The 10,959-nt window shown below is 59.8% G+C and carries 10 protein-coding genes; all 10 read left to right on the top strand.

The genetic code is table 11. The annotated features are described in order from the left end of the window. Positions 1–200 precede the first annotated feature (200 nt). The 10 genes from U9R61_RS11330 (at position 201) to U9R61_RS11375 (ending at position 10,462) form a co-directional block, all read left to right on the top strand. The gene (locus tag U9R61_RS11330; RefSeq protein ID WP_322488924.1) at positions 201–1,403 is read left to right on the top strand and encodes a S1C family serine protease; all 1,203 of its coding nucleotides are present in this window, start codon (positions 201–203) and stop codon (positions 1,401–1,403) included. Between the two features lie 382 nt (positions 1,404–1,785). Further along, complete coding sequence (hisD, locus tag U9R61_RS11335) at positions 1,786–3,093, top strand: histidinol dehydrogenase (protein ID WP_322488925.1); 1,308 nt, start codon at positions 1,786–1,788, stop codon at positions 3,091–3,093. A gap of 1 nt (position 3,094) precedes the next feature. After that, on the top strand, positions 3,095–3,352 hold the full coding sequence (locus U9R61_RS11340) for a YggT family protein (protein ID WP_322488926.1): 258 nt from the start codon (positions 3,095–3,097) through the stop codon (positions 3,350–3,352). Between the two features lie 42 nt (positions 3,353–3,394). Next, complete coding sequence (locus tag U9R61_RS11345; protein ID WP_322488927.1) at positions 3,395–5,068, top strand: fused MFS/spermidine synthase; 1,674 nt, start codon at positions 3,395–3,397, stop codon at positions 5,066–5,068. Between the two features lie 321 nt (positions 5,069–5,389). After that, positions 5,390–5,896, top strand: a complete 507-nt coding sequence (locus U9R61_RS11350) for an HNH endonuclease (RefSeq protein WP_416208844.1) — start codon at positions 5,390–5,392, stop codon at positions 5,894–5,896. After that, positions 5,883–6,245, top strand: coding sequence for a YraN family protein (locus U9R61_RS11355; RefSeq protein WP_322488929.1), 363 nt, complete (start codon positions 5,883–5,885; stop codon positions 6,243–6,245). Before U9R61_RS11350 ends, U9R61_RS11355 begins: the two co-directional genes overlap by 14 nt. A 292-nt stretch (positions 6,246–6,537) precedes the next feature. Next, positions 6,538–7,341 (top strand): hypothetical protein, encoded by an 804-nt coding sequence (locus U9R61_RS11360; protein WP_322488930.1) that lies wholly within the window; start codon positions 6,538–6,540, stop codon positions 7,339–7,341. 168 nt (positions 7,342–7,509) lie between these two features. After that, positions 7,510–8,181 carry a M50 family metallopeptidase gene (locus U9R61_RS11365; protein ID WP_322488931.1) on the top strand — a complete coding sequence of 224 codons (672 nt, stop codon included), beginning with the start codon at positions 7,510–7,512 and terminating at the stop codon, positions 8,179–8,181. An 11-nt stretch (positions 8,182–8,192) separates the two neighbouring features. Continuing rightward, complete coding sequence (tpiA, locus tag U9R61_RS11370; protein WP_322488932.1) at positions 8,193–8,945, top strand: triose-phosphate isomerase; 753 nt, start codon at positions 8,193–8,195, stop codon at positions 8,943–8,945. A gap of 194 nt (positions 8,946–9,139) precedes the next feature. Beyond that, complete coding sequence (locus tag U9R61_RS11375) at positions 9,140–10,462, top strand: hemolysin family protein (protein WP_322488933.1); 1,323 nt, start codon at positions 9,140–9,142, stop codon at positions 10,460–10,462. Positions 10,463–10,959: the final 497 nt, after the last annotated feature.

The raw sequence follows: 10,959 nt of genomic DNA on the forward strand, positions 1-10,959 counted from the left end.
TTTTGTTGCCTTTTCTCATGTGGTGAGGCCATGCGCTGCACACCGAGGAGCAGACGGACGGCTTAGATCACGATCCGCAGGCGCAGGCCGCCGGTTGGCAGATGCGCCCGCTGTGGGCGCGCCGAATGCACCGATTCCAAGATTGGCGAGGAGACTCATCTGCTCCATCCATACGCTTGATCAAGTGAGGAGATCGACCTATGCGTTTATGGTTGTTTATATTGTTGGCTGTCCTCTTCACCGGCTGCGCGCGCGCCGATGTGCCGGCTTCGCCGGCAGCGGTTGCGCCAACCCCGACAGCGCCGCCAGTGCGCCCGACCGATGCGCCGTTGCCGCCAATCGCTTCTGCACCGCCGGCTCCTACGGCCGAGGCTTCATTCACCGAGTACGAACAACGGCTGATCGTACTCTACCAGCGGGCTAGCCAAGCCGTGGTGAGCCTTGATGTGGTCGTTGATCCGAGCGCCAATTTGCCACCAGGCCATCCGCCGATCACGCCTGATGGGCCGACCGGGCAGGGTTCTGGTTTTTTGTTCGACGCTCAGGGCCATATTGTAACCAACCATCACGTGGTGGCCGGCGCAGTGCAGATACAGGTGCGCTTTGCCAATGGCGCGACGGTGATTGCCGATCTGATTGGCAGCGATCCCGATAGTGATTTGGCCGTGATTAAAGTGACGAGCTTGCCGGAGGGGATGACGCCGTTGCCGTTGGGTGATAGCCGGGCAGTGCAGGTGGGGCAGACCGCGATTGCGATCGGTAGCCCGTTTGGCGAGCAGAACACGCTGACGGTGGGGGTGGTGAGCGGCTTAGGCCGTACCTTGCGCGGGCCAACCCGCAGCTTCGGCAGTTTCAGCATTCCGAACGTCATCCAGACCGATGCCGCGATCAACCCCGGCAATTCGGGCGGCCCGTTGCTCAATTTGCGCGGCGAAGTGATTGGGATCAATACGGCGATTGCGGTCAGCCTTGGCGGGCGCGATTTCGAGGGGGTTGGCTATGCGGTGCCGGCGCAGACGATTGCGCGCGTGGCGCCAGTGCTCATTAGGCAAGGACGGTATGACCATCCATGGCTTGGCGTGAGTATGACCACGATTGACACCCTGTTTGCCAACCGGTTTGGGTTGCCGGTCAACCGTGGGGTACTGGTGGGGACAGTCCAGCCGAATAGTCCGGCGGAACAGGCTGGGTTGCGGGGTGGCAATACAACCGAGACCTACCGCGGTCTGCCGGTGCGGATAGGTGGTGACATTATTTTGGCGTGCAATGGGGTGCCGATCGTCTCCAGCGACCAACTTATCGGCTTGCTTGACCAGTTTACGGTTGGCGAACGGATCACGTTGACGATTCAGCGTGGCAACGAGCAGCTTGAGATGGCGGTGACATTAGCTGCACGACCGTAACCGGCAACGCTTCGGCGGCGGGGCAGCGGCCCGCGCTCCGCGAGGGGGGGTGGGGTTGCGATGCGCTGGTGCGCTCCCCCCCAGCCCCGCTCCCACTGGCGCGGGAGAGGGGCGGAGTGCCGCACGTTGAGGCTTGCACCGCGATCAACGGTGGTGATTGACCAAATGGTTTGTCCGCCCTGCAACGCTCAGCTGGGGGGTGATGCGGGGCAGCGGCCTGCGCTCCGCGATAGGGGAAGGGCCAGCGGCCCGCGCTCCGCGATGGGAGTGACGGCAGTGGTGCGACTATAACCCCAAGGTGCGGTAGAATGACAATAACAGAGCGAGGCAAGCGCCACTTCTCGCTGGAGGGGGTGGCCGGTAGTATGAAAAGTGAGCAGCGATGGCAATCCCTACTATAACCGATCTCGATGCCGCTCGCGCCGGGATTTTGCGGCGCATGCCGCTGGACGATGATGCCGCGACGACCCGCGTCGTCGCCGAGATTATTGCTGATGTGCGGCAGCGGGGCGATAACGCGCTGCGCGAGTACACTTTGCGCTTCGACGGTGTAGACCGGACGGCGATAGAGATACCGCGGGAGCGGTGGGCGGCGGCGGCAGCCGATCTCGATCCGGCGTTGCGCCGCGCGCTGTTGCTGGCGATTAGCGAAATTCGTCGCTTCCATGAGCGACAACTCCGCAACTCATGGGTCGAATTTGGCGTCGAAGGAGCGCTGGGGCAAATTGTGCGCCCGCTCGACCGGGTAGGGATGTATGTGCCGGGAGGGGCAGCGCCGCTGCCGTCATCGCTGATCCACGCTGCGGTGCCAGCGCGGGTGGCCGGTGTGCGCGAGATTGTCGTCTGCTCGCCGCCGCAGCGCGCTGCCGGCGAACCGGCGGCAATGGTGCTGGCGGCGGCCCACTTAGCTGGCGTTGACCGGGTGTTCGCAGTGGGTGGCGCACAGGCGATTGCTGCGATGGCCTATGGTACTGAGAGCATTCCACGGGTGGATACAGTGGCGGGGCCGGGCAACCGGTACGTCATACAGGCAATGCGGATGGTGTACGGAACGGTAGGCGTGGTTAGTCTGCCGGGGCCGACCGAGACGTTGATTATCGCTGATCACACGGCTAATCCGCGTGCAGTAGCCGCTGATCTGTTGGCGCAAGCTGAGCATGTCGAAGCAAGCGCCATTTTGCTGACCACCGATCAGGTCTTGGCCGAACAAGTGCAGCAAGAAGTCGAGCGGCAACTAGCGGCGTTGCCCGACGCAAACGCGCGCGCGGCGCGCGAAGCGGTCACGCAACGCGGCGGGATTGTGTTGGTGCCCGATCTCGCGACAGCGTTTCACTTGGCCAATGAGTATGGCCCAGAGCACCTCTGCCTGCTGATTGCTGATCCGTGGCAGTATGTAGGAGAGGTGCGCAATGCCGGCGGCGTCTTTTTGGGTGAAGAGTCGTTTGAAGTGTTGGGCGACTACGTAGCCGGGCCATCGCATATCATGCCTACGGAAGGCACGGCGCGTTACGCTTCACCGGTCAATGTCGATAGTTTCCGTAAGGTCATCTCGCTAGTTGGCGTCAATCGAGCCGGTCTGAGCCGGATCGGGCCGGCGGCGATGCGGCTGGCCGAAGCTGAAGGTTTGTTTGCGCACGCGGCAGCGGTGCGGGCGCGACTTGAATCACTCGATACCGACGGGAGGGAATAAGATGTCGGGCTTTTTGGTGAGCTTTGTCAGTATTTTGTTTACCGTGTTGTTTTACGCCATCTTAGGGCGGGTGTTGGCCTCGTGGATTGATCCGCAGGGCAATTCTCCGTTGACCCGCTTTCTGCATGAGATTACCGAGCCGATTCTGGGGCCTATCCGGAGCATTATGCCCAATCTCGGCATGTTTGACCTCTCGCCGATTGTGGCAATGCTCGTCTTGCAACTGCTTGAACGCCTGATCATTAGTGCAATTCAGTGAGACGCCGGCGGGCCAAACCCATTATTGCGAGCGGATAAGTGAATGGCTGAGAAAACCTTTTCGATAGGTGCGCGGCGAGCTGGCAACGATCGGCTATTGCTCGCCGTGGTCTTTCTAGCGGGGATCGGCACGCTCGGCATCGAGATGGTGATGCCGCGCATGTTGGCGCCCTTTTTTGGTACTTCCCAGCCGATCTGGGCCGTCGTGATCGGAATGACGCTGGTCTATTTAGCGGTCGGCTACCGGATGGGCGGGGTGCTGGCCGACCGGCGGCCCGATTGGCGGCTCTTGTTTCAATTGATCGGCTGGGCTGGCCTGAGCTGTGCGATCATCCCGTTCATTGCCCGCCCGATTCTAAGCGTCGCGCAAGGCGCGCTGCGCAATGTCGCCGCCGGCAGCTTTTTAGCTGCGCTGATCGGCGTCATCTTACTGTTTGCTGTGCCGGTCACGCTGATGGCAATGGTGGGGCCGTTTACCATCCGGCTGCAGCTACGCCAAGCCGAAGATGTCGAGCGGGCCGGACGCACTGCCGGCACCATCTCGGCGCTCTCGACTATCGGCTCGATTATCGGCACCTTTTTGACCGTTTTGGTGCTGATTCCAACCATTGGCGTCGCCAGCACGCTCTTCCTTTTTGCCGGCTTCTTGGTCGTACTCAGCCTGATCGGGCTACGCGATCCACGCGGTCTGCTGCTGGTGGCGACCGTGGCACTGCTGGCCGTTGCGTACCAACTCAATACCGGTACGATCAAAGCAGCCGATTGCCGCAACTGCCGCTTGATTGCCGAATATGAATCGGACTACAACTACATCCAAGTGGCCGAGCAAGAGGTCACGTATGCGAGCGGCGCCGTTGACTGGCGGCGAGTGCTGATTCTCAACGAAGGGTTGGCATTACACTCGATCTACCGGTTGAAATACCGCGAAACCGGCGACCCGCTCGATCTGCTGACCGATGGCGGGCCGTGGGACTATTTCACTGTCGCGCCGTATCTCTACCCCAACATAAACCCAGATGATATCCGCTCGTTGGCGTTGCTGGGGGCGGCGGCAGGCAGCATTGCCCAACAGTTTCTGGCGATTTACGGGCCGGATACGGTCATCGATGCGGTGGAAATCGATCGCAAAATCAGTGAGGTCGGGCGGCGCTACTTTGATATGGCCGATGGCACCGCGCAAGCGCCCTATTTCACGACCTACAACGATGATGCCCGCTACTGGCTGGCGCAGACTGACCGCCAATACGACGTGATCGGCATGGACGCCTATCACCAGCCGTATATTCCCTTTCACCTGACGACAGTCGAATTTTTTCAGGAAGTGAAAGCCAAGCTGACCCCACGCGGCGTCGCCGTGGTGAATGCCGGCCGGCCGGCCAGCGGCGATGACCGGCTGGTGAATGCGCTGGCCTCGACGATGGCCGCTGTCTTCCCACAGGTGTATATTATCGACACCCGGTTTAGCAATGCGATCGTGATCGGTGTCAACCAGCCAGTGGGAGACGGCGTAGTCAATTTTATTGAGAATGCGGCCCAGATCGACATACCGGCCTTGCAACTGGTAATGTACTGGTCGCTCTATGAAGGCCGGTTTGGGCCATTGCGCGAATTTACGCCGGCGATGGCGCAATTTCGACCCTTTACCGATGACCATGCGCCGGTAGAACAACTGATTGACGGCCTGATTTTCAACGAAGCGGGCAAAATTGCCCAGTAGCGGGTTGACAACTTTGCACAACTCATGTTACCTTTATATCGGTTAGCCAGACTGTTTCGGATAGGATCGAATTTGATGAGCAATTCGCCGTTGCAACACCGCTACCGTACCTGTTCGGCGTTAGCCGGACAATCTGCCTGTTACTGCGCATCACGTCACCGGTGCTGGCGCAGTATGGGCGGTGACAGTGCGGCGTTGCGCGCGATTCGGGCTGTATCCTCCGCGAACCGCATCAGGCCGCTCTAGCGCGGGGCCATGACGCCCCCGGGCAAGAGCCTTTGTTATCGTGATAACATCGGTTCATGTTAAGGGGGGTGTCACTTGGCACAGCGAGTCCTCGTTTTGAACGCAAGTTATGAGCCGCTGCAACTGATTTCAGTGCGGCGCGCGCTCGTCCTCCTCTTACAAGAAAAAGCCGAGCTTGTCGAGGCGGCGATGCAGCATCTGCGTGCCCAATCGGTCACGTACAGCGTCCCGCTAGTCATCCGGCTGGTGCGGTACATCCGCATTCCACGCCAACTGCGGCTGCCCTGCTCGCGGCGCGGGGTCTTTGCCCGCGATCGCGAGACCTGCCAGTACTGTGGCCAGCAGCCAGGCCGAGCGCACCTGACGATGGATCATGTGGTGCCACGCTCGCAAGGTGGGTTGACGACGTGGGATAATGTGGTGACGGCCTGCCGCGATTGCAACCATCGTAAGGGCGGGCGCACCCCCGAACAGGCGAACATGGTGTTGCTAACGACGCCGCGCCAGCCGCAGTATCTGGCCTTTGCCCTCCTCGGCGAGCTAGAGCGGCACGATGTCTGGCGCAAATATGCCTACACCTAAGCGCCGGCTAGGTGATCACGGTGAACAGATTGCCGCCGCCTATCTCGAACAGCGCGGCTATACGATGATCACCCGCAACTGGCGTTGTCGTAGTGGTGAAATCGATCTGGTCGCCCGTGACGGCGACCAGATTGTTTTTGTGGAAGTGCGCACGCGCCGCGATGCATACGCGCTGGAATCGATTACGGCCCAAAAGCGGCAACGATTGATCACCCTTGCGTACCACTATCTCGCTGAGCACAACATGTCCCCGACGACTGACTGGCGAATTGATGTGATAGCCTTGACCATCACTGGCAGGAGCCTCGTGGTCAGTGATCACATCATCGCGGCGATTGGCGAAGAATAACGCCGACCTAGCCGGCCGTCCTGCGCAAATCTGTGCATATCATCACAATCCAAAGTAGCTACGGATCGTGTATCATGAGGCCGATTGACTGGTGCAGCCTACTTGAGGAACTGCGCCAGCTATGCTATATTACGCACAAGATTTGACATTTAGAGAAGTCGTAGCATTGCTCACCGCGAAACAGCGGCTCGCTATCAGGTGGTGGAGTTTGGGCAAGAGTGTCGGCCATGTATAGTGCGCAACCGGGCTATCGGGCATGTGAGGCGAGCAATGCTCTAGAAATGTTTGCTGTGTGGAAACGCCGTTGACGATTGTGGGTCATCTGGCCCCTGATCTCGACTGCCTCACCGCAATCTGGCTGTTGATGCGGTTTGGCCCGGCGAAAGATGCCGACTTGCAATTTGTGCCGGCCGGGCGCACGTGGCGGGATCAGCCGGTCGACTCTGACCCTCACATCATTCACGTCGATACCGGCGGTGGCCGGTTTGACCATCACCAAACCAATGATCCGACGCTCAGCGCGGCCGAGCTGGTGCGGCGGGCCGTCGCGCCAAACGATGAAGCCTTGCGTCGGTTGGTTGATCAAGTGACGCGGATCGATCATGCCGATTACCGGCCGGGGCATGTCTTTTTCAATATTACCGATTTAATCGCTGGCTACAATGCGCTCTACCCCAATCGGCCCCATCACGTTGCACAGGCGATGCTGGCTAATCTCGATGCGTGGTACGAGCACGAGGTGCGCCAGTTACGGTTTGAGCAAGCGTTCCAGCACCGGCTTGAATTTGACACGCCGTGGGGGTTAGGGATTGCGGTGCAGAGTGCCGATGGCGGCTCGTCGCGGCTGGCGTTTAGCTATGGCGCGGTGCTATTTGCCTACCGCGACCGGCGCGGCTATATGGGGGTAACGGCCCAGCGCCGCTCGAACGTTGATCTGCAACCGGTGTACGAAACGCTGCGTCAGTGCGACAGCCAAGCCGACTGGTACCTGCACCCCAGCCATCGCCTCTTACTCTGCGGCACGCCGAAAGCGCCGCCGCGTCACTTCTCACAGCTCTCGCTCGAAGAGCTGGTCGAGATTATTCGCCGGCAGTAAGGCTGTTGTTTTGCTACAGCGCAGCCATAGCTGCGCGGTATGCCTTTTCCCCGCTTGCCACTGCGCTCTGGCTTGGGCGCTGTAACCCAGTGCTACTACCGTTGTCCGGCGGAGCGATATGCTATAATTGTGAGGAGACACATCCGAACAACTGTAGTGGAAACCTTTGTGCGCGATTTCACCTCATTTAACGACATCTTTAGCCGCCCGCCGAATGATAACTTCGAGCTGCTCAAGGCATGGGCAGGGACGACGCTGGCCTTTGCGATTATGCAGACCGGCGCATCGAATTTGCTGCGCGGCGAGTTTGTCACCAACCTCATCGTGGCTGCGATTGTAGCCGGGATCGGGTTCGTGCTGCACGAATTAGCCCACCGGGTGGTGGCGCGCGGCTACGGTGCGCAAGCCCATTTTAGGGCCAACGATCGCTGGTTGCTGTTGTCAATTCTGATTAGTTTCTTGGGTATCTTCATCGCGGCGCCGGGAGCGGTTTGGCACCGTGGCTTGCTCACGGTTCGCCAAAGCGGGATTATTGCCCTAGCGGGGCCGGTGACCAATCTGGCGTTGTCGGTGCTCTTTCTCTTCCTCTTCATTCCGGTTATCGTGTTGCGACCGCCGGCGTTTGATCTCTTGATCACTATCTGCTATGTAGGCTTTCGGTTCAATGCTTGGATCGGTCTGTTCAATATGATCCCGGCCGGCCCGTTTGACGGCGCGAAGGTGCTGGCATGGGATTGGAAAGTCTTTGCCGTCATCGTGGCGATTGGCGTCGGCTTGACCTTCTTACTCAGTGATAGCGCACTGTTTGGGGTATTGCAGACGCTGGCCCGGATGTTTTAGACGAGGATGCGATGCGTACTCCCTTGATTGCCGGCAATTGGAAGATGTACAAGACGATCGGCGAGGCGACGGCGCTCGTGCGCGATCTGCTCGCCGGTCTTGGTCCGCTGGCCGATCGGGAAGCGATTGTGTGCCCGCCATTTACCGCGTTGGCTGCGTTGGCGCCGTTGGTGGCCGGTAGCCAGTTAGGGTTGGGGGCGCAGAATCTCTACCCCGAAGCGCAGGGCGCTTTTACCGGCGAGGTGTCGCCGGTGATGCTGGCCGACATTGGCTGCCGGTATGTGATTGTCGGTCACAGTGAGCGGCGGCAGTATTTCGGCGAGAGCGATGCGTTCGTCAATCGGAAGTTGCGGGCAGCGTTGGCGCATGGCCTGCGCCCGATCGTCTGTGTTGGCGAGAGCAAGCCCCAGCGTGATTCCGGGCAGGCCGAGCCGATTGTGACGGCGCAGGTGCGGGCGGCGTTAGTTGAGGTGACATCGGCGCAGATGGCGGATGTGGTGATCGCTTACGAACCGATTTGGGCGATTGGTACGGGCGACACGGCGACTCCGGCTGATGCGCAGGCGATGCATGCCGCGATCCGGGCCACGCTTACCGAATTGTACGGCGCTGAAATTGCTGCGACGGTGCGGATCCAGTATGGCGGGAGCGTGAAACCGGACAATATTGACGAATTGATGGCCCAGCCTGACATTGATGGCGCACTAGTCGGCGGCGCCTCATTGCAGGCTGCCAGTTTTCTCCGTATTATCAACTATCAGTAAATGGAACCTGAACGTAGCGCAGGGCAAGACTTGGTAGGCGACGGTTGCTGCAACCGTCGCCATTTGTGCTTGTATGCCGTAGGCAGCGTATCGCAGAGGCGCAACCCGCGCGGAATGTTCAGATTGCATTCGTGGTCAGTACAATAGCATATAGATTCATCGCTTAGATGCAATCTTGATTGCAAACGACACTCATGCAGGAACTGTTGATCATTATTGCGCTGGTATTGGCGAACGGTGCCTTTGCCGCCACCGAACTAGCGGTCGTCTCGGCGCGGCGCGGGCGGCTTGAGCAGCGCGCTGAGGATGGTAGCCGGGGGGCGGCGATCGCGTTGCAATTGCAAGATGACCCCGATCGCTTTCTGTCAGCGGTGCAGATCGGGATCACGCTGATCGGCACGCTGAATGGCGTCTTTGCCGGCGCAACGTTGACCGGCCAACTTGCGCCGTGGGTTGCTCAGTATCCGCTGTTAGCGCCGTATGCCGACCAACTCGCTCAATTTCTGGTGGTGCTGCTGGTGACGTATTTGTCACTGGTACTGGGTGAGCTGGTACCGAAGCGGATCGCGTTGCAGAGCGCCGAAGCCATCGCGACCCTGATGGCGCGCCCGATGCTATTGCTGGCTCGGATCAGCACGCCGATCATCGCGTTGCTCAGCTTTTCCACCCGGCTGGTCTTGACTGTGATCGGACGGGCGAATGTGGAAGAAGAGCGCGTCACCGAAGAGGATATTCGGGCGCTAGTGCGGGAAGGGGCGGAAACAGGCGAGGTCGAACCACAAGAGCAGCAGTTTATCGATCGAGTGTTCAAGTTCAGCGATCGGGCCGTGCGCCACATTATGACCCCGCGCCACGAAGTTGAGATGGTCGAAGCCAACCGCACCCTCGGTGAGGTGATCGATGAGTTGTTAGCCAGTGGCTACTCGCGCTTTCCGGTCTATGAAGAGACACCCGATCAGATTGTCGGGATCGTGCATGTGCGCGATTTGTTGCTGCTCTACCGCAAGAAGGGCGAACAGGCATTGGTGCGCGAAGCGGTCTCGCCGCCGCTCTACGTCCCTGAAAACAGCCGTGCTTCAGCGTTGCTGACCACCTTTCGCCGTAGCCGCCGCCACATGGCGCTTGTGGTGGGTGAGCTAGGTGGGATCGAGGGCGTCGTGACGTTAGAAGACGTATTGGAAGAGATCGTGGGCGAGATTGATGACGAATACGATGATGCTACTCCACCACCAATCGTGCGTCGCGAAGATGGTTCATACCTCGTTGAGGGCTCATTACCGGTTGACGAAGTGCGCACGTTGCTCGACGTCGATGAGTTGCCTGACGAAGACACTTTTCGTTACGAGACGTTGGCTGGCCTGGTGATCAGTCTGATCGGTCATATCCCAACTGCCGGTGATGTAGTGCGGTGGAGCGGATGGCGGTTTGAAGTGGTTGATATGGACGGGTTGCGGGTTGATAAGGTGTTGATCGCGCGCGAGCCGGAGACGGGCAATAAAGCGGCGCCGGTGGCGTAGAGGACGGTGGGGCGGGGTGGATTGCACTCCGCCCCTGCAGGTTGGTTCAAGGGCAGCCAGCACATCTGATCTAGTACCCGGCCGGAAGGGCCGGGCGAGGGGTACGAAGCCGGCTGCGCGGGCTGAATAGCCACGAAACGACCCAAAAGGCACAAAAATTATCAGGTTTTTCATCGTTTGGGTGTCTTTGTGGCTATGCTGCTCGTGGTGCTCACTTCCAGCCCGGCTCCCACCGGCACGGGCGAGGGGAGGAGAACCGGGCGTTGCGGCATCGCACAGAGATCAACGGTGGTGCTCAATCAAACATTCTGTCTGCCCCTCAATGGTTGTGGGTAGGTGGCAAACCTGCCCTTGCGCTCGTTTGGCCGGTTGCGGGCGGTGGGAGGTGCACGTCCGTGCGGGGACGCACCACCGTGCGCCTCTACTGGGCCCACAACGGCCAGCGATCTTGAGCGGTATTTTGGGTGACTTGTTGCGTAATGGCTCCATCGCTAACG

The organism is Chloroflexus sp. (genome assembly GCF_034431535.1).
GTDB lineage: Bacteria > Chloroflexota > Chloroflexia > Chloroflexales > Chloroflexaceae > Chloroflexus.

What these genes read in the sequence shown, in the direction of transcription:
- U9R61_RS11345 (WP_322488927.1), top strand. Translation starts at nt 3,395, where the DNA reads ATGGCTGAGAAAACCTTTTCGATAGGTGCGCGGCGAGCTGGCAACGAT.
- U9R61_RS11330 (WP_322488924.1), top strand. Translation starts at nt 201, where the DNA reads ATGCGTTTATGGTTGTTTATATTGTTGGCTGTCCTCTTCACCGGCTGC.
- U9R61_RS11375 (WP_322488933.1), top strand. Translation starts at nt 9,140, where the DNA reads ATGCAGGAACTGTTGATCATTATTGCGCTGGTATTGGCGAACGGTGCC.
- hisD (WP_322488925.1), top strand. Translation starts at nt 1,786, where the DNA reads ATGGCAATCCCTACTATAACCGATCTCGATGCCGCTCGCGCCGGGATT.
- U9R61_RS11355 (WP_322488929.1), top strand. Translation starts at nt 5,883, where the DNA reads ATGCCTACACCTAAGCGCCGGCTAGGTGATCACGGTGAACAGATTGCC.
- U9R61_RS11340 (WP_322488926.1), top strand. Translation starts at nt 3,095, where the DNA reads ATGTCGGGCTTTTTGGTGAGCTTTGTCAGTATTTTGTTTACCGTGTTG.
- tpiA (WP_322488932.1), top strand. Translation starts at nt 8,193, where the DNA reads ATGCGTACTCCCTTGATTGCCGGCAATTGGAAGATGTACAAGACGATC.